General features: G+C 68.0%; 17 protein-coding genes. 13 read left to right on the top strand and 4 right to left on the bottom strand.

The genetic code is table 11. The features are described 5' to 3' along the window. Positions 1-11 precede the first annotated feature (11 nt). From aceE to lpdA, 3 genes are read left to right on the top strand one after another with little or no spacing between them, the layout of a single operon-like run. Positions 12-2,708 (top strand): pyruvate dehydrogenase (acetyl-transferring), homodimeric type, encoded by a 2,697-nt coding sequence (aceE, locus tag DTPSY_RS08325; protein ID WP_015913205.1) that lies wholly within the window; start codon positions 12-14, stop codon positions 2,706-2,708. Between the two features lie 18 nt (positions 2,709-2,726). Further along, positions 2,727-4,412, top strand: coding sequence for a dihydrolipoyllysine-residue acetyltransferase (aceF, locus tag DTPSY_RS08330; protein ID WP_015913206.1), 1,686 nt, complete (start codon positions 2,727-2,729; stop codon positions 4,410-4,412). 16 nt (positions 4,413-4,428) lie between these two features. Next, positions 4,429-6,288: a dihydrolipoyl dehydrogenase gene (gene lpdA, locus DTPSY_RS08335; protein ID WP_015913207.1), complete on the top strand. Its 1,860-nt coding sequence runs from the start codon at positions 4,429-4,431 to the stop codon at positions 6,286-6,288. A 133-nt stretch (positions 6,289-6,421) separates the two neighbouring features. Here lpdA and DTPSY_RS08340 read toward each other — a convergent pair whose 3' ends face one another. Continuing rightward, complete coding sequence (locus DTPSY_RS08340) at positions 6,422-6,736, bottom strand: DUF2322 family protein (protein WP_015913208.1); 315 nt, start codon at positions 6,734-6,736, stop codon at positions 6,422-6,424. A gap of 125 nt (positions 6,737-6,861) precedes the next feature. On the opposite strand from DTPSY_RS08340, the gene DTPSY_RS08345 reads away from it, so the two are divergent. Next, positions 6,862-7,821 (top strand): class I SAM-dependent methyltransferase, encoded by a 960-nt coding sequence (locus DTPSY_RS08345; RefSeq protein ID WP_015913209.1) that lies wholly within the window; start codon positions 6,862-6,864, stop codon positions 7,819-7,821. Between the two features lie 63 nt (positions 7,822-7,884). Then, positions 7,885-8,772: an NAD(P)-dependent oxidoreductase gene (locus DTPSY_RS08350; protein WP_015913210.1), complete on the top strand. Its 888-nt coding sequence runs from the start codon at positions 7,885-7,887 to the stop codon at positions 8,770-8,772. Between the two features lie 151 nt (positions 8,773-8,923). Here DTPSY_RS08350 and DTPSY_RS08355 read toward each other — a convergent pair whose 3' ends face one another. Next, on the bottom strand, positions 8,924-9,403 hold the full coding sequence (locus DTPSY_RS08355) for an EVE domain-containing protein (protein ID WP_015913211.1): 480 nt from the start codon (positions 9,401-9,403) through the stop codon (positions 8,924-8,926). A 136-nt stretch (positions 9,404-9,539) separates the two neighbouring features. Beyond that, positions 9,540-10,118, bottom strand: coding sequence for a C40 family peptidase (locus tag DTPSY_RS08360; RefSeq protein ID WP_015913212.1), 579 nt, complete (start codon positions 10,116-10,118; stop codon positions 9,540-9,542). Between the two features lie 302 nt (positions 10,119-10,420). On the opposite strand from DTPSY_RS08360, the gene mdtD reads away from it, so the two are divergent. Then, a complete protein-coding gene (gene mdtD / locus DTPSY_RS08365) occupies positions 10,421-11,857 on the top strand; it encodes a multidrug transporter subunit MdtD (RefSeq protein ID WP_015913213.1) in 1,437 nt (478 codons plus the stop codon). Between the two features lie 120 nt (positions 11,858-11,977). Here the strand turns inward: mdtD and DTPSY_RS08370 are convergent, their stop codons facing one another. Beyond that, a complete protein-coding gene (locus DTPSY_RS08370) occupies positions 11,978-13,846 on the bottom strand; it encodes an ABC transporter ATP-binding protein (RefSeq protein WP_238526587.1) in 1,869 nt (622 codons plus the stop codon). 171 nt (positions 13,847-14,017) lie between these two features. Here DTPSY_RS08370 and DTPSY_RS08375 point away from each other — a divergent pair, with 171 nt between their 5' ends. The 7 genes from DTPSY_RS08375 (at position 14,018) to DTPSY_RS08405 (ending at position 25,925) form a co-directional block, all read left to right on the top strand. After that, on the top strand, positions 14,018-17,161 hold the full coding sequence (locus DTPSY_RS08375) for a bifunctional diguanylate cyclase/phosphodiesterase (RefSeq protein ID WP_015913215.1): 3,144 nt from the start codon (positions 14,018-14,020) through the stop codon (positions 17,159-17,161). 35 nt (positions 17,162-17,196) lie between these two features. Next, positions 17,197-17,529, top strand: coding sequence for a YnfA family protein (locus DTPSY_RS08380; protein ID WP_015913216.1), 333 nt, complete (start codon positions 17,197-17,199; stop codon positions 17,527-17,529). Between the two features lie 174 nt (positions 17,530-17,703). Beyond that, a complete protein-coding gene (smc, locus tag DTPSY_RS08385; RefSeq protein WP_015913217.1) occupies positions 17,704-21,228 on the top strand; it encodes a chromosome segregation protein SMC in 3,525 nt (1,174 codons plus the stop codon). Between the two features lie 13 nt (positions 21,229-21,241). Further along, complete coding sequence (locus tag DTPSY_RS08390; RefSeq protein ID WP_011805328.1) at positions 21,242-22,384, top strand: cell division protein FtsZ; 1,143 nt, start codon at positions 21,242-21,244, stop codon at positions 22,382-22,384. Positions 22,385-22,392: 8 nt separating this feature from the next. Then, on the top strand, positions 22,393-22,767 hold the full coding sequence (locus DTPSY_RS08395) for a VOC family protein (RefSeq protein WP_015913218.1): 375 nt from the start codon (positions 22,393-22,395) through the stop codon (positions 22,765-22,767). Between the two features lie 11 nt (positions 22,768-22,778). Next, positions 22,779-24,974 carry an NAD-dependent DNA ligase LigA gene (ligA, locus tag DTPSY_RS08400; protein ID WP_041838830.1) on the top strand — a complete coding sequence of 732 codons (2,196 nt, stop codon included), beginning with the start codon at positions 22,779-22,781 and terminating at the stop codon, positions 24,972-24,974. Continuing rightward, positions 24,975-25,925, top strand: coding sequence for a patatin-like phospholipase family protein (locus DTPSY_RS08405; RefSeq protein ID WP_015913220.1), 951 nt, complete (start codon positions 24,975-24,977; stop codon positions 25,923-25,925). Positions 25,926-26,065 lie beyond the last annotated feature (140 nt).

Consider the following 26,065-nt stretch of genomic DNA (forward strand, 5'->3'; position numbering starts at 1 on the left):
AGGAGACAGGTATGTCTGATCCGACCAAAGTCCTGACCGCTACCGACATCGACCAACAGGAAACCCGCGAATGGCTGGACGCGCTGTCGGCAGTGATCGACAAGGAGGGGCCGGAGCGTGCCCACTTCCTGCTGGAGCAATTGCTGGAGCAGGCCCGCCAGAGCAGTATTGACCTGCCGTTCTCCGCCAATACGGGATACGTGAACACCATCGAGCCGGACCAGGAGGCCCGCTGCCCGGGCAATATCGCCATCGAGAAGCGCCTGCGCGCCTACATGCGCTGGAATGCCATGGCCATGGTGGTGCGCGCCAACCGCCTGCATCCGCATGACGGCGGCGACCTGGGCGGCCACATCGGCTCCTTCGCTTCGCTGGCCTCCATGTGGGGCGCGGGCTTCAACCACTTCTGGCACGCCGAGAGCGAGAGCCACGGCGGCGACTGCATCTATTTCCAGGGCCACAGTGCGCCCGGCATCTACGCCCGTGCCTACCTGGAAGGCCGCATCACCGAGGACCAGCTCGAAAACTTCCGCCAGGAAGTAGGCGGCAAAGGCCTGTCCAGCTACCCGCACCCCAAGCTGATGCCGGGCTTCTGGCAGTTCCCCACGGTGTCCATGGGCCTGGGGCCGATGATGGCCATCTACCAGGCGCGCTTTCTCAAGTACCTGCATGCCCGCGGTATCGCCAATACCGAGAACCGCAAGGTCTGGATCTTCCTGGGCGACGGCGAGATGGATGAGCCCGAGAGCAAGGGCGCGATCAGCCTGGCCGCACGTGAAAACCTGGACAACCTGATCTTCGTTATCAACTGCAACCTGCAGCGCCTGGACGGCCCGGTGCGCGGCAACGGCAAGATCATCCAGGAGCTGGAGGGTGACTTCCGCGGTGCGGGCTGGCATGTCATCAAGCTGCTGTGGGGCAAGGGCTGGGACGAGCTGCTGGCACGCGACAAGAGCGGCAAGCTCAAGCAGCTGATGATGGAGACGCTGGACGGCGACTACCAGACCTACCGCGCCATGGACGGCGCGTATATCCGCAAGCATTTCTTTGGCAGGTACCCCGAGACGGCCAAGCTCGTGGAGCACCTGAGCGACGACGAAATCTGGGAACTGCGCCGCGGTGGTCACGAGCCCGAGAAGGTGTATGCCGCCTTCCATGCGGCCAATGAACACCAGGGCCAGCCCACGGTGTTGCTGGTCAAGACCGTCAAGGGCTATGGCATGGGCAAGGCCGGTGAGGGCAAGAACACCGTGCACCAGACCAAGAAGCTGTCGGACGAGGACATCAAGTACATCCGCGACCGCTTCAACATCCCGATCCCCGACAGCGAGCTGGACAAGCTGCCCTACTACAAGCCGGCCGACGACACGCCGGAAATGAAGTACCTGCACGAGCGCCGCAAGGCCCTGGGCGGCTACCTGCCGCAGCGTCGCACGCACGCCGACGAGAGTTTCACCGTGCCGGCGCTGGAGACGTTCAAGGCCGTGCTGGAGCCCACCGCTGAGGGCCGCGAGATCTCCACCACCCAGGCCTACGTGCGCTTTCTCACGCAGCTGCTGCGCGACAAGGCCCTGGGTCCGCGCGTGGTGCCCATCCTGGTGGATGAGGCGCGTACCTTCGGCATGGAGGGATTGTTCCGCCAGATTGGCATCTACAACCCCAAGGGCCAGCTCTACACCCCGGTCGACCGCGACCAGGTGATGTACTACAAGGAAGACAAGGCCGGTCAGATTCTTCAGGAGGGCATCAACGAGGCGGGCGGCATGTGCTCGTGGATCGCTGCGGCGACGTCGTATTCGACGAACAACCGCATCATGATCCCGTTCTACGTGTACTACTCGATGTTCGGCTTCCAGCGCTTTGGCGACTTCGCCTGGGCCGCGGGCGACATGCAGGCGCGCGGCTTCATCCTGGGAGGCACGTCGGGCCGCACCACGCTCAACGGCGAAGGCCTGCAGCACGAGGACGGCCACAGCCATATCCTGGCCAACACCATTCCCAACTGCGTGAGCTACGACCCGACCTTCGCGCACGAGGTGGCGGTCATCATGCAGAATGGCCTGAAGCGCATGGTGGAGAAGCAGGAAAACGTCTACTACTACATCACGCTGCTCAACGAGAACTACGCCATGCCGGGCCTGCAGCCGGGCACGGAAGAGCAGATCATCAAGGGCATGTACCTGTGCAAGGCCGGTGCCGAGGGTGACAAGCGCGTGCAGCTGCTGGGCTCGGGCTCGATCCTGCGCGAGTCGATCGAGGCGCAGAAGCTGCTCGCCGCCGACTGGGGCGTGCAGGCCGACGTGTGGAGCTGCACCAGCTTCAACGAGCTGACCCGCGAGGGCCAAGACGTGGCGCGCTGGAACCTGCTGCACCCGCTGGAGACACCGCGCGTGTCCTTCGTGGCGCAGCAGCTGGGCGGCCGCCCGGGCCCCGTGGTGGCGTCCACCGACTACATGAAGAACTACGCCGAGCAGATCCGCGCCTTCGTCCCCGCAGGGCGCTCCTACACCGTGTTGGGTACCGACGGCTTTGGCCGCAGCGACTTCCGCTACCGCCTGCGCGAGCACTTCGAGGTCAACCGCCACTACATCACCGTGGCCGCGCTGAGCGCACTGGCCGACGAGGGTAAGCTGCCCAAGGCGAAGGTGGCCGAGGCGATTGCCAAGTACGGCATCCAGACCGAGAAGATCAACCCCTTGCACGCCTGATGGCCCGGGAGACACGACATGGCATTGGTAAACATCCAGGTTCCCGACATCGGCGACTTCGACGAAGTCGGCGTGATCGAGCTGCTGGTCAAGGTGGGCGACACGGTGAAGGCGGAGCAGTCGCTGATCACCGTGGAGTCCGACAAGGCCTCGATGGAAATCCCGTCGAGCCACGCGGGTGTGGTCAAGGAACTCAAGGTCCAGCTGGGCGACAAGGTCAAGCAGGGCAGCGTGATCGCCGTGCTGGAGGCCACGGGCGAAGCCGCTGCTTCTGATGAAAAACCGGCTCCAGCGCCCGCCGCGCAAGCGCCGGCAGCTATCGAAACGCAAGCGCCTGCCGCGCCTGCTGCACCCGCCGCCCCTGCTGCGGGTGGTGGCGCGGTTGAGGTGCGTGTGCCCGACATCGGTGACTTCAAGGACGTCGCCGTGATCGAGTTGCTGGTCCAGCCCGGCGATGCGGTCAAGGTGGAGCAGTCGCTGTTCACCGTGGAGTCCGACAAGGCCTCGATGGAGATCCCTTCGCCCGCCGCCGGCGTTCTCAAGGAGCTCAAGGTCAAGATCGGCGACAAGATCAATGTGGGCGATCTCGTGGCGGTGCTTGAAGGTGCCGCCGCTGCACCGGCTGCCGCCCCGGCGCAGGGTTCTACACCAGCGGCCGCTTCCGCTCCGGCCGCTGCCGCGCCCGTGGCGGCTCAGGCCTCCGCGCCCGCACCAGCTGCGGCAACGGCAACGGCGCCCGTGCCGGCCCACCAGCCCTCGACGCCCACGCCGGGCCTGCCGCACGCCAGCCCCTCGGTGCGCAAGTTCGCCCGCGAACTGGGTGTGCCGCTGGCGGAGGTCAAGGGCACGGGCATCAAGGGCCGCATCACGCAGGAGGATGTGGCGGCCTTCACGCGCCAGGTGATGAGCGGTGCGCTGCAGACCCAGGCACAGGGCAGCAAGGCGCCCGCTGCGGGTGGCTCCGGGGTGGGCCTGGACCTGCTGCCGTGGCCCAAGGTGGACTTCGCCAAGTTCGGCCCCGTCGAGCGCAAGGAGCTGTCGCGCATCAAGAAGATCAGCGGCGCCAACCTGTCGCGCAACTGGGTGATGATTCCCCACGTCACCAACAACGACGAGGCCGACATCACCGAACTGGAAGCCTTCCGCGTCTCCACCAACAAGGAGAACGAGAAGAGCGGCGTCAAGGTCACCATGCTGGCCTTCGTCATCAAGGCCGTGGTCGCGGCGCTGAAGAAGTTCCCCGAGTTCAACGCCAGCCTGGACGGCGACGCGCTGGTCTACAAGCAGTACTTCCACATCGGCTTTGCGGCCGACACGCCCAACGGCCTGGTGGTGCCTGTGCTGAAAGATGCCGACAAGAAGGGCATCCTGCAAATCAGCGCCGAGATGGCCGAGCTGGCCAAGAAGGCCCGCGACGGCAAGCTGGGTGCGGCCGACATGCAGGGCGGCAGCATGTCGATCAGCTCGCTGGGCGGCATTGGCGGCACGCATTTCACCCCCATCATCAATGCGCCCGAGGTGGCCATCCTCGGCCTGTCCAAGAGCCAGATGAAGCCCGTGTGGGACGGCCAGCAGTTCGTGCCGCGCCTCACGCTGCCGCTGAGCCTGTCGTACGACCACCGCGTGATCGACGGCGCCTCTGCCGCGCGCTTCAACGCCTACCTGGGTCAGGTGTTGGCGGACTACCGCCGCATCCTGCTGTAAGGACGGAGCACAACATATGGCAATCATCGACATCAAGGTGCCCGACATCGGCGACTTCGCCGAGGTGGGCGTGATCGAAGTGCTGGTGCAGCCGGGCGACACCATCCGGGCCGAGCAGAGCCTGGTCACCGTGGAGTCCGACAAGGCCTCCATGGAGATTCCCAGCAGCCACGCCGGGGTGGTCAAGGAGCTCAAGGTCAAGCTGGGCGACAAGGTGGCCGAGGGCTCCGTGCTGCTGACGCTGGAAGTGGCGCAGGGTGCGGCGGCGCCGGCTGCGGCCCCTGCCGCGGCGAGCACACCCAGCGCACCGCCATCTGAGTCAAAACCGGCTCCAGCGCCCGCTGTTCAAGCGCCAGCAGCTCCTAAAACCGAAGCAGCCAGCTTCGGCGGCAGTGCCGACGTGGAGTGCGATGTGCTGGTGCTGGGTGGCGGCCCCGGCGGTTACAGCGCCGCCTTCCGCGCCGCCGACCTGGGCCTGAACGTGGTGCTGGTCGAGCGCTACGCCACCCTGGGCGGCGTGTGCCTGAACGTGGGCTGCATTCCCTCCAAGGCGCTGCTGCACGTGGCCGCGGTGATGGACGAGGTGAGCCACCTGAAGAGCGCCGGCATCGACTTCGGCGCGCCGCAGGTCCACATCGACACCCTGCGCGGCCACAAGGAAAAGGTCATCGGCAAGCTGACCGGCGGGCTGGCGCAGATGGCCAAGATGCGCAAGGTGACCGTGCTGCGCGGCTACGGCCACTTCGTCGGCGCCAACCACCTGGAGGTGGAGGAAACCACCGGCACCAGCCAGGACAAGACCGGCGCCAAGAAGGTGGTGGCGTTCAAGCGCGCCATCATCGCCGCCGGCAGCCAGGCGGTGCGCCTGCCCTTTATGCCCGACGATCCTCGCGTGGTGGACTCGACCGGCGCGCTGGCGCTGCAGGGCGTGCCCAAACGCATGCTGATCCTGGGCGGCGGCATCATCGGCCTGGAAATGGGCACGGTGTACAGCACGCTGGGCGCGCGCCTGGATGTGGTGGAGATGATGGACGGCCTGATGCAGGGCGCCGACCGCGACCTGGTCAAGGTATGGCAGAAGATGAACCAGCACCGTTTCGACAACGTGATGCTGAATACCAAGACGGTGGCCGCCGAGGCCACGCCCGAAGGTATCAAGGTGAGCTTCGCGCCCGCCAAGGACGGCGTCACGGTGCCCGAGCCCCAGGTGTACGACCTGGTGCTGCAGGCCGTGGGTCGCACGCCCAACGGCAAGAAGATCGCCGCCGAGAAGGCCGGCGTCGCCGTGACGGACCGCGGCTTCATCAACGTCGACATCCAGATGCGCACCAACGTGCCGCACATCTTCGCCATCGGCGACATCGTGGGCCAGCCCATGCTTGCGCACAAGGCGGTGCACGAGGCGCACGTGGCGGCCGAGGTCATCGCCGGTGAACTGCAGGGCAACAAGGAACTGGCAAGCGCCGCCTTCAACGCCCGCGTGATCCCGAGCGTGGCCTATACCGACCCCGAAGTGGCTTGGGTGGGCCTGACCGAGGACCAGGCCAAGGCGCAGGGCATCAAGGTCAAGAAAGGCCTGTTCCCCTGGGCGGCCAGCGGCCGCGCCATCGCCAACGGCCGCGACGAAGGCTTTACCAAGCTGCTGTTCGACGACAGCCCCGAGGCGCACGGCCACGGCCGCATCCTGGGCGGCGGCATCGTCGGCACGCACGCCGGCGACATGATCGGCGAGATCGCCCTGGCCATCGAGATGGGCGCCGACGCGGTGGACATCGGCAAGACCATCCACCCGCACCCCACGCTGGGCGAGAGCATCGGCATGGCGGCGGAGATTGCCCACGGCAGTTGCACGGACGTGCCGCCGCAGCGCAGGTAAAGGCCGCGGCCGTAGCAAAAAAGCAGCCTCTGGCTGCTTTTTTTATGCTTTTGATAGCGCCTAGCGCTTGCTGTGCAAGGGCTGGAGGCGTTTTTTAGTATGAGGTGCTGGGTTGGCGAGTGTGCGTGGCAGTTCAGGCCTGCACCAGTGCCACGCGGTAGCCCTGGCCCGTCTCGATCACCTGCAGCAGCCGGTCGATGTTGGGGTGGCTGCCGGGATGCTGGCGGGCATCGGCGGTGTGTTCGGCGAACAGTTCCAGGCCTTCCTGCGCCGCGGCGACGGTGATGCCACCGTGCTTGGCGGCCAGCGCGGCGTACACGGTCAGCGAGCCCGTCTTGCCCTGCTGGTTGGGAATGGTGGCCACCACCTGGCCGGCGTCGTCCAGCAGTTGCAGGGCTGCCAGGTGGGCGATGGAGGGCAATTGGCGCAGGTTGTCAGCGAAGGTCATGCAAAAGCCTTGAACGGAGCGGATGAAACCGTGACGATAACGTAAAAACCATAGCTGTTAGCGCTGGCACAATCTGCGTTAGAGGGCATTTTGATGCCTATTTTTCTTTGCGCCCGACCCCACTCATGCAAGCCCTGCTCGACGCCATCGCCACCCTCACTCCGCCCGTTGAGGCCTGCCGCATCTTCCATGGGCGTGGCGGGCGGTTTCCCGGCAGCGAGCAGTGGACGCTGGATGCCTATCCACCCGTGCTGGTGCTCACCAGCTTCGCCCCGGTGACGGACGACGCACTCGCCACCATCGACGGCGCCCTGCGCGCACGCTGGCAGCAGGTGGCGCCAGGGCAGCCGCTGAACTGGGTGTTCCAGCACCGCGGCGAGGCGCTGCGCATCGAGGGCCGCAGCGATACGCGGCTGATGGCGGGCGAGGTGCCCGAGCCGCATGTGGTCACCGAGGATGGCGCACGCCTGCGCGTCCAGGTGCTGCGCGGGCAGAACCACGGGTTGTTCCTGGACATGGCCGAAGGGCGTCGCTGGGTGCGCGCGCATGTGGCGAACCACCGCGCACGCACCGGGCGCGGCGCTCGGGTGCTCAACCTGTTCGCCTATACCTGTGCGTTTTCGGTCGCTGCGCTGCAGGCGGGCGCGGCAGAGGTGGTGAATGTGGACATGAGCCGGGGTGCCATAGCCACCGGGCAGCAGAACCACCAGCTCAACGGGCTGGGCGCCGGTGCCCGCTTTCTGGCGCATGACATCTTCAGCTCGTGGGGCAAGATCACGCGCAGCGGGCCGTACGACCTGGTGATCGTGGATCCGCCGTCCTACCAGAAGGGCAGCTTCGTCGCGACCAAGGACTATGCGCGGCTCATGCGGCGCCTGCCGGAACTGCTGATGCCGGGCGGCCACGCCCTGCTGTGCCTGAACGCGCCGGAGCTCGGGATGGAGTTTCTGCGCGAGCAGATGCGATCCCAGGCGCCTTCGCTGGCGTTCGTGGAACGCGTTCCCAACCCGGCGGCGTTCGCCGATGTGGACGAGGAGCGGTCGCTGAAGGTACTGGTTTTCCGGGATACGGCGGCGGTGGGTTGAAGGGGCTCCGCGCGCCACAATGCGGTGGACACCGCTTCCCACCCACCGGTTGAAACGCAGCACATGAACACCCCTCGCATCGGACTGATCGGCGTAGGCCTGATGGGCCACGGCATTGCCATGAATATCGCCCGCAAGGGCTATGCGCTGACGGTGCTGGAGCACCCTGGCAACCAGCCCCTGGATGCATTGCGCGCCCAGGGCGTGGCCAGCGCCGCATCGGTGCATGAACTGATGCGACAGGTGCAGGTGCTCATCCTGTGCGTGACGGGATCGCCCCAGGTAGAGGCGGTGCTGCTGGGCGAGGAGGGCGCCCTGGCCGCCCTGCAGCCCGGCACCGTGGTGATCGACTGCTCCACGGCCATTCCCTCGTCCACCGAACCCGTCGCCCGCGCCGTGGCGGCGGCCGGCGGGCGGTTTCTGGATGCGCCGATGACCCGCACCCCCAAGGAGGCCGCCGAGGGCCGGCTGAACCTGCTGGTGGGCGGCGAGGCCGCACTGCTCGACGAAGTGCGCCCGGTGCTGCAGTGCTTTGCCGAGAACATCACGCATACCGGTGCCGTGGGCAGCGGCCACCGCATGAAGCTGCTGCACAACTATGTGTCGCTGGGCAGCGTGTCGCTGATCGCGGAGGCTGCCGCGTGCGCGCTGGCGGCCGACGTGGCCCCGCAGGTGTTCCTGGATGTTCTCGCCAAGGGCGGCGGCGGCGGCGTGGCGCTGGAGCGCCTGCGGCCCTACCTGCTGCAGCAGGACCCCTCCGGGCTGCGCTTCTTCATGTCCAACGCGCTCAAGGACATGGGCTACTACACCGCCATGGCGCACGACGGCGGTGCGGCCGATGGCATTGCCCAGGCCGTGCACGACACCTTTGCCGCCGCCGTTGCCGAGGGTGGGCCGCAGGCGCTGGTGCCGGAGCTGGTAGCGCTGCTGCGCGCCAAGGGGGCGGGTTGATGAAGGTTGGACTTCTGGCGGGGATTCCCTCTTCCCGCCTCCAGTCCTCCCGCCTCCCGCCTCCCGCCTCCAGCCTCCAGCCTCCAGCCTCCAGCCTCCAGCCTCCAGCCTCCAGCCTGTTGATGCGTGGCGGGGACACCCGCGCGGCCCGCTAGTCTGCCGCGAGCACCTGCGTGATGAAGGTCCACTCCTGGGGCTGCAGCGGCGTGATCGACAACCGGTTGCCTCGCTGCAGTACGCGCATCGACGCCAACTCGGGATGGGCGCGCAGTTCCGCCAGGCCAATGAGCCGTGTCTTGCGCACGGCTTGCACGTCCCGCAGCAGCCACCGGGGTTTCTCAAGGGGTGACTTGGGGTCGTAGTAAGGGGATTCAGGGTCGAACTGTGTGGGATCGGGGCGTACGCCCGAGGCTATGCGTGCAATGCCGGCGATACCGGGTGCAGGGCAGCTTGAGTGGTAGAAGAGCACGCCATCCCCCACCTGCATCTCGTCGCGCATGAAGTTGCGCGCCTGGTAATTGCGCACGCCGGTCCAGGGCACGGTGGCGCCCGGAGCGCCCAATGCGTCGTCAATGGAACACTCGTCGGGCTCCGATTTCATGAGCCAAAAGCGCGTAGTGGGTGTGGTCATGGCTGGAAGGAGACTCAGGACACCTGTGTGGCTTGCACACCGTCACCCCATGTGCAGGCACTGAAAACGCTGGCCCGGTGCGTAGCTACTTACCGCAATTACTACAGCAGTGCCGGACAGGGTGCCGGCCCCGGTCTCAGTTGGCGGCCGGAGAGCGCGCGGAAATGGCCATGGCGGCGGCGTCTTCGTCCGTGGTCACGCGCCGTGCACCGTTGAAGCGCCGCTGCCAGTAGGAAGCGCCCATGTCTTCCACGCGCACCTGCGCACCGGAGCGCGGGGCATGGATGAACTTGCCGTCACCCACGTAGATGCCTACGTGGCTGAACGCGCGGCGCATGGTGTTGAAGAACACCAGGTCGCCGGGCTGCAGGTCTTTTTTGTCGATGACTTCGGTGGCGGCGGCCTGCTCGTTGGCGCGGCGTGGAAGCACCATGCCCTTGGCCTGCTCGTAGATGGCGCGCACGAAGCCGCTGCAATCAAAACCCGTCTCGGCACTGCTGCCACCCCGGCGGTATGGCACGCCGATGAAGCCCATGGCGGTGGAAATCAGGGAGGAGGTGCGGTCTGCCACGTTGTGCTGAACGTCCTGCAACTGGACGAGCAGGCTGCGGTCAATGCTGGCTGCAGGGGTGGCGGCTGCCCGCTCTACCTCGGGGGAGGGAGCGGCGTAGGCACTCGAGCAAAGCAGCAGCAGCAGGCACAACCGACGAAACATGGGGCGCGAGGGTACCACGGCATGACGGGAAATCTGCCGACAACTGATAGTAAATAGTTGATTTACGTGGATTTTCATGAACGTGCCCGCGGCGATAGGCAACGTCTTGCTGGGTTTTGCCCGGTGATGGGGTGCAGTGCCTCCGCATACCTGCCACTCACCATCTCGGGAAAGTGCTTCTACTTTGATAGCGGTTCATGTTTGGTGAACAGGGCCCAACATCGTTTTGACGGATATGACCAGCGCATTAGTCCGCAAACGGGCCCCAATGGCACACTTTGGCCTTCTTTTCTGAGCCCGCCATGGGCGATTTCATGACGCGTGGACCTGTTTCCCCCACTTCGCGCCAGCCGCTGCTGTGGGTGGTCGCGCTGGGCTTCTTCATGCAGACGCTGGACGCCACCATCGTCAACACGGCCTTGCCGGCCATGGCGCGCGACCTGGGCGAGAGCCCGCTGCAGATGCACTCGGTGATCGTGGCGTATTCGCTGGCCATGGCGGTGCTGATTCCGGCGTCGGGCTGGCTGGCGGACCGTTTCGGCACGCGGCGGGTGTTCATGTCGGCGATCGCGTTGTTCGTGCTCGGCTCAGTGTTGTGCGCGCTGTCGTCCACGCTGCCGCTGCTGGTGGGCGCGCGCGTGGTCCAGGGGCTGGGCGGTGCGCTGCTGCTGCCCGTGGGGCGGCTGGCGGTGCTGCGGGCGTTTCCGCGCGACGAGTTCATCCGCGCCATGAGCTTCGTGGCGATTCCCGGGCTGGTGGGGCCGCTGATCGGGCCGACCCTGGGCGGCTGGATGGTGGAGTACGCCTCCTGGCATTGGATCTTCTGGGTCAATGTGCCCGTGGGGCTGGTGGGCTTGATGGCCGCGCGGCGCTTCATGGCGGCGGGAGAGGTGCTGGCCGTGCGTGGATTCGACGCCGTGGGTTATGGCCTGCTGGCCTTTGGCATGGCGGCCGTGTCGCTGGCGGTGGAGGGCATGGCCGGCGGTGGTGCGCGCAGCGCGTCGTCGCTAGTGATGATGATCTTTGGCCTGGCCAGTCTGGCGGCCTACTGGCTGCATGCGCTGCGCAGCGATGCGCCGCTGTTTGTGCCGGGGTTGTTCGCGGTGCGCACGCTGCGCGTGGGGCTGCTGGGCAACTTGTTTTCGCGGCTGGGCAGCTCGTGCATGCCCTTCATGATCCCGCTGGTGCTGCAGGTCAGCCTGGGCTACGCACCCATGCAGGCGGGCATGATGATGCTGCCCACGGTGCTGGGCAGCATGGCCGTGAAACCTGTGGTCACCTTCATGGTGCGGCGCTGGGGCTATCGCGAGGTGCTGGTGGTCAATACCTGCGCGCTGGCGTTGCTCATCGCCAGCTTCTGCCTGATCACGCCCGGCCAGCCCCCGTGGCTGCTGATGGTGCAGCTGGCGGCGTTTGGCGGCGTGAACTCCATGCAGTTCTCGGCCATGAACACGGTCACGCTCAAGGACCTGGACACGGGTCATGCCAGTAGCGGCAACAGCCTGCTGTCCATGGTGCAGATGCTGGCCATGGGCATGGGGGTGGCGGCTGCCGGGGCGGTGCTGGCGAGCTTCCAGGGCTACTTTGGCGCCGCAGATGCGCAGGACACGCTCCACGCGTTCCGCGCCACGTTTGCCTGCATGGGTGTGCTGACGCTGGCGGCCACGGCGCTGTTCCTGCAGTTGCCGCCGCACGAGCCGCCGCGCCCCCATCCCCTGGGCCCCGAGGAGCAGAGCTGAACCGGGACTCTTCAGTCTCTTGTGCTATTGTTATAAGAGCTGTTGGCGCTTGTCAGTATTGCCTCGGAGGCCTATTTCTGTCTCGATTGCCATGATCGTGCGCGGCCGATCCTGTATCGCTCAGGCCTCGTCCGGGTCCTGTCCCATGAAGCCGCCGCTCTGGTGCGTCCACAGCCGCGCATAGACACCCCCTTGCGCCAGCAGCTGTGCGTGCGTGCCTTCCTCGACGATGCGGCCGGCGTCCAGCACGATGAGCCGGTCCATGGCGGCGATGGTGGACAGGCGGTGCGCGATGGCGATCACCGTCTTGCCCCGCATCAGTCCGTCCAGGCTCTGCTGGATGGCAGCCTCCACCTCGGAGTCCAGCGCACTGGTAGCCTCGTCCAGCAGCAGGATCGGGGCGTCCTTGAGCATCACGCGCGCGATCGCCACGCGCTGGCGCTGCCCGCCCGAGAGCTTGACGCCGCGCTCGCCCACCTGGGCGTCGTAGCCGCTGCGGCCCTGCAGGTCGGTCAGCTCGTCGATGAATTGCACGGCCTCGGCGCGTTCGGCAGCCAGGCGCATGTCTTCCTCGGAGGCATCGGGGCGGCCGTACAGGATGTTGTCGCGCATCGATCGGTGCAGCAGCGAAGTGTCCTGCGTGACCATGCCGATCGCCTGGCGCAGGCTGTCCTGCGTGACGTGGGCGATGTCCTGCCCGTCCACCAGAATGCGTCCGCCCTGCACGTCATGAAAGCGCAGCAGCAGGTTGACCAGCGTGGACTTGCCCGCGCCGGAGCGGCCGATCAGCCCGATGCGCTCGCCTGGGCGGATGGTGAGGTTCAGCCCGTCGATCACTGCCGCGCCGTCGCGGTAGCCGAAGCGCACGTTCTCAAACTGCACCTCGCCACGCGTGACCTGCAGCGGGCGGGCATCGGGCGCATCCACCACCGTGCGCGGGCGGGTGAGGGTGTTGATGCCGTCCTGGATGGTGCCCACGCTCTCGAACAGCGTGGTCATCTCCCACATCACCCAGTGGGCGTGGCCCGAAACGCGCAGTGCCATCGCGGTCACCGCGGCCACCGCGCCGGCGCCTACCTCGCCCCGCGACCACAGCCATAGCGCCGTGCCGCAGGCGCCGAGGATCATGCCCACCACCAGGGCGTGGTTCACGATCTCGAAGCGGCTGACCAGCCGCATCTGTGCGTAGCCCGTGGTCTTGAACGCGTCCATCGCCGCGCGGGCAAACTCGGCCTCGCGCCGCGTGTGCGAGAACAGCTTCACCGTGGCGATGTTGGTGTAAGCGTCCGTCACGCGGCCGGTCATGACGGAGCGCGCGTCGGCCTGGGCCTTGCTCACCTGGCCCAGGCGTGGCACGAAGTACCAGCACGCGGCCGCGTAGCACAGCGCCCACGCAAGAAAGGGCAGCAGCAGCCGCCATTCAAAGCCGCCCGCCAGTGCCAGGATGGTGACCAGGTAGACGCCCATGCCGATCGCCACGTCGCAGGTGGTAAAGATCATGTCGCGCACGGCCAGCGCGGTCTGCATGATCTTGGTGGTGATGCGGCCCGCGAACTCGTCCGCATAGAACGCCATGCTTTGGCCCAGCATCAGCCGGTGGAAGTTCCAGCGCAGGCGCAGCGGGAAGTTGATGGCCAAGACCTGGTGGCGCACGGTGGTCTGCAGCGCCACTATGCCAATGCTGGCGACCAGCACCGCAGCCACCCCGGCGAGCAGCGTGCCGCGCTCGGCCCAGAAGCGCTCGGGCGCAGTGGCGGCGATCCAGTCCACCACCCGTCCCAGCACGGCAAACAGCAGCGCCTCGTAGATGGCCACCACGGCAGACAGGGCGGCCATGGCCCCGACATAGCCGCGCAGGCCGCGCGTGCTGGCCCACACGAAGGCGAGGAACCCGGCGGGCGGCACGGTCGGCTCGGCCGCAGGGTACGGGGGGACACGATTTTCGAACAACCGAAACAACACGATGGCGGGCACTCCTGATGCGGCCATGGTACGGGCCGGCGGCTGGCGACGCCGGCGTGGGGAATTGCGCAGGCGCCGCAGCCGCGCGGTCGCAGCAGACGTTGGCGGTGCCTGTTGCCCCCGCATCGGTAAATGCCGCTATGCTCTGCGGCGCGGCGGCGGCCTATCAGCCGTTGTCCTCCCTGTCCATCTGCCCGCATGCAGACATCCAACGCACAGCGCTCGTTCCCCTGGCACTGGCTCCCCGGAGCGGCCGTGGCGCTGGCCGGTTGCGCGGCAAGCTACGCGCTGTACCACCAGCAGCAATCCTCCATGCAGGCCATCGCGCGGGTGCGTTTCGAGCAGGAGGCCCGGCTGTTTGTCGAGACGCTGCAGCGGCGCATGGAGTCCCACGCGGTTTTGCTGCAGGGCATGCGCGGCCTGCTGACGGTGAATCCGCAGCTGCGGCGCGCCGACTTCGAGCGCGTGGCGCGTGAGCTGGATCTGCAGCATTACCACCCCGGCGTGAAGAACATCAACTTTACGCGGTACGTGCCCGGCCCCCGGCGGGCGGCCTTCGAAGAGCAGGCGCGCTCCGACCCGCATCTGGACGGCGACCTGCCGCGGGATTTCGCCATCCATCCGCAGGCCGTATTGCCCGACTATTTCGTGGTGGACTACCTCTGGCCCCAGGGGGGCAACAGCGGCTTGCAAGGGTTGGAGATCCATTCCCAGCCAGCGAACCTCGAAGCCATGCGCCGTGCGCGCGACACCGGCGGGCTGGTCGCCTCCGCGCCGTTCGAGCTGCACCAGGAAACCGAGCACCGCACGGGCGTCATCATCCGCATGCCGGTGTTTGCCGAGCCGGCGGCCGGACAGGCGGGGCCGGCGCGCTTTCTGGGGGCGGTGGGCGTGAGCCTGCGCATCTACGACATCGTGCATGCCGTGCGCACCGCGGGCAACATGCAGGGCCTGGCGCTGCGCATGGCGGACGTGGGCCCCTTCAGCAGCGAGGAGCCTGCTCCGCCGCAATCCCTCTTTGAATCGGAGACGCGCGTCGGCACCTCTGCCATGGAATATGAGCAAAGCGTGCGCGTGGGCGGAAGGCGCTGGAGCCTGCAGTTCCAGCCCGTCGTGCCGTTCCTCTCGCCGCAGGAGTCGCGCCTGCCCTGGCTGCTGGGCTCCGGCGGCCTGTTGGTGACCGCACTGCTCACCGCGCTGGTATCGATGCTGGTGCTGCGGCGGTCGCAGGCACTGGACCATGCCAAGGAGACCGATACGGCCTTGCGCGAAAGCGAGGCGCGCCTGCGCGCCGTGTTCAACCAGGCCGCGGTGGGCATCGCCCAGACCGACTCGCGCACCGGCCGCCTGGTGCGCATGAACCAGAAGTTCTGCGACCTGCTGGGCTACAGCGCGCAGGAACTGCAGCAGATGCGCTTTCAGGACTTCAGCGAGCCCAGCGACCTGGCCGCGGACCTGGAGCAATTGCAGCGGATGCTGGCCGGTGAGCTGAGCGAATACCGCATGGAAAAGCGCTACCGCCGCAAGGACGGCAGCGAGGTGTGGGTGGACCTCATGGTCTCGCCGCTGCGCCTGGAAGGCCAGCCCGAGCACCACCTTGCGGTGGTGCAGGACATCAGCAAACGCAAGCACATGGAGCAGGTGCTGCGCCAGAGCGAGGAGCACCTGCGCAACATCCTGAACCACATGCCCGTGGGCGTGAACCAGGTGCAGGACGGCAAGATCGTGTTCCGCAACGACCGTCATGTCCAGATCTGCGGCTACGACATACGCGAGGCGCCCGACGTGGACACCTGGTGGCGCCTGGTAATGCCCGACGCACGCCAACGCGAGCATGCGCGCGAGGCATGGCACGCCGCATGCACGGCGGCGCTGAAGAACCCCGACGGTGCCATCCGTACCGTGGAATGCGTGATCACCGCCAAGTCGGGCGTGCGCCGCGCGGTCGAGCTGTCCGGCATGATCCTGGGTGACTCGCACATCGTCACCATGGTGGACCAGAGCCAGCGCAAGGCGGCCGAGGAAGAGGTGCGCTACCTGGCCTACAACGATCCGCTCACCGGCCTGCCCAACCGCCGCCTGCTGCTGGACCGCCTGGAGCAGGCGCTGGCCATGAGCGCCCGCCACCAGCTGTGCGGCGCGGTGATGATGCTGGACCTGGACAACTTCAAGACCATCAACGAGACACAAGGTCCGGACATGGGTGACCGCCTGCTGCGCGAGGTGGCCCGGCGGCTGCGCGACTGCGTGCCCGAGGACGAAACCCTGGCGCGCCACGGCGGCGACGAGTTCGTCGTGGTGCTCAAGGACCTGGGCGCCGACCCGCAGGAGGCCGCCAACCGCGCCGAGGAGATGGGCCAGACGATCCTGGCGGCCATTCGCGCGCCCTTCGACATCGACGGTCAGCAGCACCACACGGCGCTCAGCGTGGGCATCGCCATCTTCCGCGGGGTGCGCGAATCGGCGGACGAGCTGCTCAAGCGCAGCGACCTTGCCATGTACGAGGCCAAGGCCGCCGGGCGCGATACGCTGCGCTTTTTCGATCCACAGATGCAGGCTGCCGTGTCCGAACGCGCGGCGCTGGAGGCGGACCTGCGCGCCGGACTGGATGCGGGACAGTTAGAACTGTTCTACCAGCCCAAGGTGGACCAGGGCCGCATCACGGGCGCCGAGGCGCTGGTACGCTGGCGCCATCCGGACAGGGGCTTCATCTCGCCAGCGGAATTCATTCCCTTGGCGGAAGAAAGCGGACTGATCCTGCGCGTGGGCGAGTGGGTGATGCGCAGCGCCTGCGCACAGCTGGCGCAGTGGAGCGCGCACCCCGTGCTGGGTGAGCTCACCGTCGCGGTGAACGTGAGCCCGCGCCAGTTCCACGAGGGTAGCTTCGTGCCCCAGGTGCTGGAGGCGCTGGCCGCCTCGGGCGCCGACGCGCGCCGCCTGCGGCTGGAACTGACCGAGGGCATGCTGCTGCAGGACGTGGAGGACACGATCGCCAAGATGGTGCAGCTGCGTGGCTACGGCGTGGGCTTCTCGCTGGACGACTTCGGCACGGGCTACTCGTCGCTGGCCTACCTCAAGCGCCTGCCCCTGCACGAGCTGAAGATCGACAAGAGCTTCGTGCGCGACGTGCTCACCGACCCCAACGATGCCGTGATCGCACGCACGATCGTCGCCCTGGGCACCAGCCTGGGCCTGCGGGTGGTGGCCGAGGGCGTCGAGACCGAGGCGCAGCGCGCCTTTCTGGAGCGCAACGGCTGCCATGCCTGGCAGGGCTATCTGCTCAGCCCACCGCTGCAGGCCGCGGCGTTCGAGGCCTTGGTGCTGAAGCGGGCCGGCGTCTGAACGCTGCGGCCTTCTTTTTCATCACGCATTCACGCATGCTGCCTTTCAAGACCCTGGCCCTGTTCCTCCTCACTGCCGTGGCGGAAATCGTCGGTTGCTATCTGCCCTGGTTGTGGTTGCGCCAGGGGCGCAGCGCCTGGCTGCTGGTGCCGGCGGCCGCCAGCCTGGCGCTGTTTGCCTGGCTGCTCACGCTGCATCCGGCGGCCACAGGGCGTGTGTACGCGGCCTACGGCGGCGTGTATGTGGCCGTGGCGCTGGTCTGGCTGTGGACGGTTGACGGCGTGCGCCCCGGCCCATGGGACTGGCTGGGCGTGTCCGTCACGCTGTGCGGCATGGCCATCATTGCCTTCGCCCCGCGTGGGGGCTGAGCTGCCGTAGGATGCTCTCGTAAGAATAGCTGCTGGCGCTTGCTGGGTAAGCGCTAGAGGCCATTTTTGCTTGCAATCGAAGGATGCCCGGCTGGGCATGGGGCCGACACGAGCGCCACGGTATGATTCCGGTCTTTCCTGCACCTGCGAACCGCCCTGTCCAACGCCTGACCCGTGCGTCTTAACTCGATCAAACTCGCCGGCTTCAAGTCGTTTGCCGAGCCCACCAACTTCATGCTGCCGGGGCAACTCGTGGGCGTGGTGGGCCCCAACGGTTGCGGCAAGTCCAATATCATGGATGCCGTGCGCTGGGTGCTGGGCGAGAGCAAGGCCAGCGAGCTGCGCGGCGAGAGCATGCAGGACGTGATCTTCAACGGCACCACCAGCCGCAAGCCGGCCAGCCGTTCCAGCGTGGAGCTGACGTTCGACAACAGCGACCACCGCGCGGGCGGGCAGTGGAACCAGTTCACCGAGATTGCCGTCAAGCGCGTACTCACGCGCGACGGCACCAGCAGCTACTTCATCAACAACCAGCCGGTGCGTCGCCGCGACGTGCAGGACGTGTTCCTGGGCACGGGCCTGGGCCCGCGCGCCTACGCCATCATCGGCCAAGGCACGATCAGCCGCATCATCGAAAGTCGCCCCGAGGAACTGCGCCTGTTCCTTGAAGAAGCCGCGGGCGTGTCCAAGTACAAAGAGCGCCGGCGCGAGACCGAGAACCGCCTGTCCGACACGCGGGAGAACCTCACGCGGGTGGAGGACATCCTGCGCGAACTCAATGCCAACCTCGACAAGCTGGAAAAGCAGGCCGAGGTGGCCGCGCGCTACAACGCGCTGCAGCAGGACGTGACCCTCAAGCAGCACCAGCTGTGGTTCCTGAAGCGCGCCGAGGCGGAAAGCGAACAGGCCCGCGTGCGCACCGAGGGCCTGGCCGCCGTGAACGACCTGGAGTCGCGCATGGCCGACCTGCGCCATGTGGAGGCCGACCTGGAGACCATCCGCCAGGCGCACTACGAGGCGGGCGACAAGGTCAACCAGGCACAGGGGCGCCTCTATGAGGCCACGGCCGAGGTCGGCAAGCTGGAAGCCGAGATTCGCTACGTGGTCGAGGGCCGCCAGCGCGTGGAGCAGCGCCTGGTGCAACTGGCCGAGCAGATCGCCCAGTGGTCCGCGCGCAAGGAAGAGGCTCAAGCTGAAGTCGAAAGCATCGAAGGCGCCGGCATGAATGCCGAGGAGCAGGCCGAGATCCTGGCCGCACAGGTCGAGGAGCAGGCGACACGCCTGCCCGAGCTGGAAGACGCCCTGCGCCAGAGCCAGCAGCGCAGCGACGAGCAGCGCGCCGCCGTGGCGCAGGTGCAGCAGCAGATCCAGGTGCTGGCGGCCGAGCAGCGCAGCCTGGACGAGCAAAGCCGCCAGTTGGAGGCGCGCCTGGAGCGCCTGCGCACCGACCGCAATGCCCTGGCTGCGCCCGACGAGGCGCGCCTGGCCAACCTGCGCCAGCAGTTGCAGCAGGCCGAGGAGGGTGCCGAGATGGCCGAGGCGCGCCTGGCCGAGCTGCAGGACAGCGTGCCCCAGCTCGACGAGGACCGCCGTGCGCGCCAGCAGGTCGTGAACCAGGAAACGGCCCGGCAGGCCGACCTGTCCGCGCGGCTGGAAGCGCTCAAGGCCTTGCAGGAGAAGGTCAAGGTGGACGGCAAGCTCCAGCCCTGGCTGGCCAAGCACGGGCTGGAAGGGCTGCAGGGACTGTGGAGCCGCATCCACATCGAACCCGGCTGGGAGAACGCGCTGGAGGCCGCGCTGCGCGAGCGCCTGGCCGCGCTGCCCGTGGGCCGGCTGGACATGGTGCGCGGCTTCCTGGGCGCGGGCGGGCAGGATGCGCCTCCGGCGCGGCTGGCTTTCTACAGCGCGCCGTCTGCGCCCGCGCCCGAAGCCCCCGCTGGTTCATCGCGCTTGTCGGATCTGCTGCGCGTGCACGACGCCGGGCTGCACGCCGTGCTCGTGGACTGGCTGCAGGGCTGCTACACCGCGCAGACACTGGACGATGCGCTGAACCGCCGTGCGCAGTTGCAGCCGGGCGAGGCCATCTATGTGGCAGCCGGCCATGCCGTGGGCGCGCACAGCGTGAGTTTTTATGCGCAGGACTCCGAGCAGTCCGGCCTGCTGGCCCGTGCGCAGGAGATCGAACACCTGGAGAAGGAGCTGCGTGCCCAGGCATTGATCGCCGAGGAGGCGCGCACGGCGCTGGTGCGTGCCGAGAGCCTGTACGCCGACGCGGCGCAGCGCCTGGTGGCCGCGCGCCGCGAGGCCAGCGAGGCCCAAGGCCGCGCGCATGAGCTGCAGGTTGAGACCCTGCGCCTGTCGCAACTGGCCGAGCAGACCCGGGCGCGCAGCGAGCAGATTGGCGCCGATCTGTCCGAGGTCGAGGCGCAGTTGGGCGACCTGCAGGAGCGCCGCGTCACCGCGGAGGCGCGTTTTGAAGAACTGGACATGCAACTGGCCGACAGCCAGGAGCGCCATGCGCAGTTGGGCGACCGTGTGATCGAGGCCGAGCGCCGCCTGGCCGAATGCCGTGAGCAGCAGCGCGCGCTGGAGCGCCAGGCACAGGAGGCGCAGTTCTCCCAGCGCAGCCTGCAGGCCCGGCGTGCCGAGCTGGCGCGCACCATCGACACCGCGGCCACCCAGGCACGCGCGTTGCACGATGAGCGCCAGCGCGCGCAGGACGAGCTTTCGCGCCTGTCCGATGCCGCCGCCCAGGGCGGCCTGCAGCAGGCGCTGGACCTGAAGATCGAGCGCGAAAAAGACCTGGCCGCCCAGCGCAGCCAGTACGACGACCTGACGGCGCGGCTGCGCGCCAGCGACGAACTGCGCATGCAGAACGAGCGCACGCTGGAGCCCCTGCGCGCACGCATCACGGAGTTCCAGCTCAAGGAGCAGGCGGCGCGCCTGGGCCTGGAGCAGTACAGCACGCTGCTGGCGGACGCGCAGGCCGACCTGGCGGCGGTGGAGCGTTCCATCCAGGACGGTGGCGTGCGCATGGCGGGGTTGCAGGGCGAGATCGACCGCCTGCACCGCGAGATCACGGCGCTGGGCGCGGTGAACCTGGCCGCGCTGGAGGAGTTGCAGCTCGCGCGCGAGCGCAAGGGCTTCCTGGACGCGCAGACCGAAGACCTGACGCTGGCCATGACCACGCTGGAGGACGCCATCCGCAAGATCGACGGCGAGACGCGCACCCTGCTGTCGGGCACCTTCGAGACCGTCAACGGGCACTTCGGCCGCATGTTCCCCGAACTGTTCGGCGGCGGCCAGGCCAAGCTCATCATGACGGGCGACGAGATCCTCGACTCCGGCGTGCAGGTCATGGCCCAGCCGCCGGGCAAGAAGAACCAGACCATCCACCTGCTGTCGGGCGGCGAGAAAGCACTCACCGCGATCGCGCTGGTGTTCGCCATCTTCCAGCTCAACCCCGCGCCGTTCTGCCTGCTGGACGAAGTGGACGCGCCGCTGGATGATGCCAACACCGAGCGGTATGCCAAGCTGGTGTCCAGCATGTCCAAGGGAACGCAGTTCCTCTTCATCAGCCACAACAAGATCGCCATGGAGATGGCCGAGCAACTGATCGGCGTCACCATGCAGGAGCAGGGCGTGTCGCGCATCGTGGCCGTGGACATGGAGTCCGCGCTGTCCATGGCCGAGGCCTGACCCCGTATTCACCATGAGCAACTTCCAACTTGGTCTCATCATCGCCGGCGCGCTCGTGCTGATCGTCGTCGTCGCCTACAACGCCTGGACAACCCACCGCAACGCGCCCAAGCGCCCGCGGCCGGCCGAGGCCGATCCCGCGCAGGAGCCCGTGGCGCGCCATGAGCCCGCCTTTGATGGCGCGGTGCTTACCGGCGCGGTGCTTACCGGCGCGGGGCTCACCGGCGCGGGGCTTGTCGGGAGCGGCGCCGAAGGCGAGGCCGAGCCCGGCTTTGACGGCCACGCCGTGGATCTGCGTGATGCGCTGGACCTGCCCGTGCCCACGGCCGAGCGCCGCGGCGGCCTGGATCCGCTGATCGACGCCATCGCCCCCATCGTGGCCGAGCAGCAGGTTTCGGGCGATGCGGCCCTGGCCGCGCTGCCGCCCACGCGCCGCGCGGGCAGCAAGCCGTTCGCGGTGGAGGGCTTCAACGACGCCGCGCAGCAGTGGGAAACCCCCCAGCCCGGCCAGCGCTACCTGCAGTTCCAGGCGGGCGTGCAACTGGCCAATCGCCTGGGTGCGCTCAATGAGATCGAGTTCTCCGAATTCGTCATGAAGGCCCAGGGCTTCGCCGACGCGATCAATGCCGCGCCCGACTTTCCCGACATGCTGCACGAGGTGGCCCGCGCGCGCGAGCTGGACCAGTTCGCCAGCGAGCACGACGCGCAGCTCACCTTCGTGCTGCGGGCGCGCCACGCGGCCTGGAGCCCCGGCTACGTGCAGCAGAACGCCGCACGCCTGGGTCTCGTCGCCGGCGCCATTCCGGGCCGGCTGGTGCTGCCGGCGCAGGGGCCGGGCCTGCCGCCCGTGCTCACGCTGACCTACGACGCGCAGGCGGCCATGTCCGACGACCCCGAGCAGTCCGCCGTGCGCGACATCGTGCTGAGCCTGGACGTGGCCCAGGTCCACCGCTCGCAGCAGCCCTTTGCGCGCCTGCGCGAGGTGGCGGCCGCGCTCGGCGAGGCCATGGACGGCGTGCTGTGCGACCAGAACGGCACGCCGCTGCCCGCCATGACCATGGAGCCCATCGCCGCCGATCTTGAGCAGCTGTACGACAAGCTGGACAGCCGCGAACTCTCGGCCGGCTCCGCGCTGGCGCGGCGCCTGTTCAGCTAGGAACCGGCATGATCGACCTGCGCGCCCACGATGTGCGCTCTTTCCTCCCGGCCCAGGACTTCGCGCTGTCCAAGGCGTTCTACGCGGCCCTGGGCTGCACCCTGGAATGGTCGGACGAAGACTTGGCCCTGTTCCACCTGGGCGGGGCGCGGTTCTATCTGCAGCGCTACTACGTGAACGAATGGGCGGACAACTGCATGCTGCACATTTCCGTGCAAGACGCGGCCCAGTGTTTTGCAGACGTTTCGCAGCTCATCGGCACGGGTCGCTTTCCTGGGGCCCGCGTGTCCGCGCCGAAGCAGGAACCGTACGGCGCGTGCGTGACCTACGTCTGGGACCCGTCGGGCGTGCTGCTGCACCTCGCCCAATGGGACCGGGCCTGACCCTTTCCGGCATGACTGAACAATCCAGCCTTTTTCCGGCTCCCGCGCCCAAGGGGTCTGCGCTGGTAGCTGCAAAAATCAAAGCGCTGCGCGAGCAGTTGAACCGCTGGGCGCACGAGTACTACGTCCAGGACACGCCGAGCGTGCCCGATGCCGAGTATGACCGCGCGTTCCAGGAATTGCAGGCGCTGGAGGGCGCTTACCCCGACCTGGTGACGCCCGACTCGCCCACGCAGCGCGTGCTGGGCGCGGTGCTGGACGGGCTGACACCGGTGCGCCACCGCGTGCCCATGCTCAGCATCCGCACCGAAACCGACACCGAGGCCAGCGGCGCCCAAGCCTTCGACGCGCGCGTGCGCCGTGAACTGAAGCTGCCGCCCGATGCGCCGCCGGTGGAATACGTGGCCGAACCCAAGTTCGACGGCCTGGCGATGAGCCTGCGCTACGAGGGCGGGCGCCTGGTGCAGGCCGCCACGCGCGGTGACGGCGAGGTGGGCGAGGACGTGACGCACAACGTGCGCACCATCCGCCAGATCCCCCTGAGCCTGCCCGCCGGCGTGCCGCGGGTGCTGGAGGTGCGCGGGGAGGTCTACATGCGCCGCGCGGACTTCGACGCACTCAACGAGCGCCAGCGCGAGAAGGGCGACAAGACCTTCGTCAACCCGCGCAACGCCGCCGCCGGCGCGGTGCGCCAGTTGGACTCAGGCATCACCGCGCAGCGGCCGCTGTCCTTCTTCGCCTACGGCCTGGGCGAGGTCACGCCGGCCGCCGAGGGCGGGCCCGACTTCGGCACGCACTTCGGCATGCTGCAGCAGCTCAAGGAATGGGGCTTTCCGGTTGCAGCCCAGGTGCAGATTGCGCAAGGCGCTTCTGAACTCATAGCGTTCCATCAGCGTGTGGGGGCCGAACGGGACGCGCTGCCCTACGACATCGACGGCGTGGTCTACAAGGTCAACAGCCTGGCACTGCAGCGCCAGCTGGGCTTTGTGACGCGCGAGCCGCGCTGGGCCGTGGCTCACAAATACCCGGCCCAGGAGATGGTCACGCGCGTGGAAGGTATCGACGTGCAGGTGGGCCGCACGGGCAAGCTGACCCCTGTGGCGCGACTCGCGCCGGTGTTCGTGGGCGGCGTCACGGTGACCAATGCCACGCTGCACAACCTGTTCGAGCTGCGCCGCAAGAAAGTGCGCGTGGGCGACCAGGTGATCGTGCGCCGCGCGGGCGACGTGATTCCCGAGGTGGTGGGCGTGGTGCCGGCGGGCGCAGGCCTGGCAGTGCTGGCGGGCTCCGACGCGCTGGTGGACGCCGCCAGCAGCGCGGACGGCACCGCACCCGCGCAGCCGCTGGCGGGGCCGCGCCAGCCCTACGTGCCCAACTTCCGCATGCCGCGCCAGTGCCCCATCTGCGGCAGCGCCGTGGTGCGCGAGCCGGGCGAGGTCAACCACCGCTGCTCCGGCGGGCTGTTCTGCCCCGCGCAGCGCAAACAGGCGGTGCTGCACTTCGCCCAGCGCCGCGCCATGGACATCGAGGGCCTGGGCGAGAAGCTGGTGGACCAGCTCGTCGAGGGCCACGTGATCCGCACGCTGCCCGACCTGTACCGGCTCGGGCTGTCCAGCCTTGCGCAGCTCGACCGCATGGCCGAGAAGTCCGCGCAGAACGTGCTGGATGCGCTCGACAAATCCAAGCGCACCACGCTGGCGCGCTTTCTCTTCGGCCTGGGCATCCGCCATGTGGGCGAGGCCACGGCCAAGGACCTGGCACGCCACTTCGGCCGGCTCGACGCCATCATGGATGCGGGCGTGGAACAGTTGCTGCAGGTGAACGACGTGGGGCCCGTGGTGGCCGAGGCCATCCACACCTTCTTCGCGCAACCGCACAACCGCGAGGTGGTGGAGCAGCTGCGCGCCTGCGGCGTCACCTGGGACGAGAGCGAGCCCGCTGCCGCCGCCACGCTGCCCCTGGCGGGCATGACCGTGGTGCTGACCGGCACGCTGCCCACCTTGGGCCGCGACGCAGCCAAGGACCTGCTGGAATCCGCCGGTGCCAAGGTGGCGGGCTCGGTCAGCAAGAAGACGCACTACGTGGTGGCCGGCGCCGACGCGGGCAGCAAGCTCGCCAAGGCGCAGGAACTGGGCATCCCCGTGCTGGACGAGGACGGGTTGCGTGCGTTGCTGCGGGGCGCGCCGCCCAACGCAGGTGGGGGCTAGATGGCACTGACCCGCCGCGCCCCACGGCTGGGCCTTGCGTTGGGCAGCGGCTCGGCGCGCGGCTGGGCGCACATCGGCGTGCTGCAGGCGCTGCGGGAGGAGGGCGTGCGGCTGGACGTGATCTGCGGCTCCTCCATCGGTGCGCTGGTGGGCGCGGCCTACGCGGGGGGCGAACTGGAGCGCTTTGCCGACTGGGTGCAGGGCCTGGGCCTGCGCGATGTGTTCGGCTTCATGGACTTCAATCTGTCGGGCGGCATGCTCAAGGGCGAAAAGCTCATCGCCTTCTGGCGCCGCAACTTCGCCGATTTCGACATCGACGCGTCGCCGCTGCCCTTCGGCGCGGTGGCGACCGACCTGCACTCGGGTGCCGAAGTCTGGCTGCGCCACGGCTCCATCGCCGACGCGGTGCGCGCTTCCATCGCGCTGCCGGGCCTGTTCACCCCCGTGAACCACACCGACGGGCGGCTGCTGGTGGATGGCGGACTCGTCAACCCCGTGCCCGCATCGCTGGCCCGCGCCATGGGTGCGGACATCGTCATCGCCGTGGACCTGAATTCCGACATCCTGCACCGCCACATGCATCCGCTGGCGGTGGTGCGCGAGCCGCAGGCCTCCGTGCCCACGGATGCGGCGCCGGTCCCCGGGCCGGAGCCGGTGCCCGAACCGCTGGTCAGCGCCGACTGGATGCGCCGCCTGAAGTTCTGGGCGCCCGCCAGCGGCGAGGCGCCGCCCCCCAAGCCATCGGCGCTGGACGTGATCATGACCAGCGTGAACATCATGCAGATGCGCATCACCCGCAGCCGCATGGCGGGTGACCCGCCCGAGGTGGTGATCGCCCCGCGCCTGGCGCATTTGGGCCTGCTGGACTTTCACCGTGCCAGCGAAGCCATTGCCGAGGGCCGGCGCGCCGCACATGCCAGCCTGCCGCAATTGCGCCAGTTCATGGGCTGAGGTGGTGGCGCGGGCCACCGGGCGGTCAATGGCATCCGTACAGCGGCCCAGCCTGGCGCGGGATTGGCGGTATAAAGCAGGCCCGGCCCGTCGCCAGGCGCCGCGGCTGGCGCGGCGACCGGCGCGGCGGCGCGTGTTCT

The sequence above is a fragment of the [Acidovorax] ebreus TPSY genome (assembly GCF_000022305.1).
Classification (GTDB): domain Bacteria; phylum Pseudomonadota; class Gammaproteobacteria; order Burkholderiales; family Burkholderiaceae_C; genus Diaphorobacter; species Diaphorobacter nitroreducens.

Excerpts from the sequence above, each read along its gene's own strand:
- DTPSY_RS08345 (WP_015913209.1), top strand. The coding sequence starts at position 6,862 with ATGCAAGCCCTGCTCGACGCCATCGCCACCCTCACTCCGCCCGTTGAG.
- aceF (WP_015913206.1), top strand. The coding sequence starts at position 2,727 with ATGGCATTGGTAAACATCCAGGTTCCCGACATCGGCGACTTCGACGAA.
- DTPSY_RS08390 (WP_011805328.1), top strand. The coding sequence starts at position 21,242 with ATGAGCAACTTCCAACTTGGTCTCATCATCGCCGGCGCGCTCGTGCTG.
- DTPSY_RS08350 (WP_015913210.1), top strand. The coding sequence starts at position 7,885 with ATGAACACCCCTCGCATCGGACTGATCGGCGTAGGCCTGATGGGCCAC.
- DTPSY_RS08375 (WP_015913215.1), top strand. The coding sequence starts at position 14,018 with ATGCAGACATCCAACGCACAGCGCTCGTTCCCCTGGCACTGGCTCCCC.
- DTPSY_RS08355 (WP_015913211.1), bottom strand. The coding sequence starts at position 9,403 with ATGACCACACCCACTACGCGCTTTTGGCTCATGAAATCGGAGCCCGAC.
- DTPSY_RS08395 (WP_015913218.1), top strand. The coding sequence starts at position 22,393 with ATGATCGACCTGCGCGCCCACGATGTGCGCTCTTTCCTCCCGGCCCAG.
- aceE (WP_015913205.1), top strand. The coding sequence starts at position 12 with ATGTCTGATCCGACCAAAGTCCTGACCGCTACCGACATCGACCAACAG.
- DTPSY_RS08380 (WP_015913216.1), top strand. The coding sequence starts at position 17,197 with ATGCTGCCTTTCAAGACCCTGGCCCTGTTCCTCCTCACTGCCGTGGCG.
- DTPSY_RS08360 (WP_015913212.1), bottom strand. The coding sequence starts at position 10,118 with ATGTTTCGTCGGTTGTGCCTGCTGCTGCTGCTTTGCTCGAGTGCCTAC.
- DTPSY_RS08370 (WP_238526587.1), bottom strand. The coding sequence starts at position 13,846 with ATGGCCGCATCAGGAGTGCCCGCCATCGTGTTGTTTCGGTTGTTCGAA.
- DTPSY_RS08405 (WP_015913220.1), top strand. The coding sequence starts at position 24,975 with ATGGCACTGACCCGCCGCGCCCCACGGCTGGGCCTTGCGTTGGGCAGC.
- mdtD (WP_015913213.1), top strand. The coding sequence starts at position 10,421 with ATGGGCGATTTCATGACGCGTGGACCTGTTTCCCCCACTTCGCGCCAG.
- lpdA (WP_015913207.1), top strand. The coding sequence starts at position 4,429 with ATGGCAATCATCGACATCAAGGTGCCCGACATCGGCGACTTCGCCGAG.
- DTPSY_RS08340 (WP_015913208.1), bottom strand. The coding sequence starts at position 6,736 with ATGACCTTCGCTGACAACCTGCGCCAATTGCCCTCCATCGCCCACCTG.
- ligA (WP_041838830.1), top strand. The coding sequence starts at position 22,779 with ATGACTGAACAATCCAGCCTTTTTCCGGCTCCCGCGCCCAAGGGGTCT.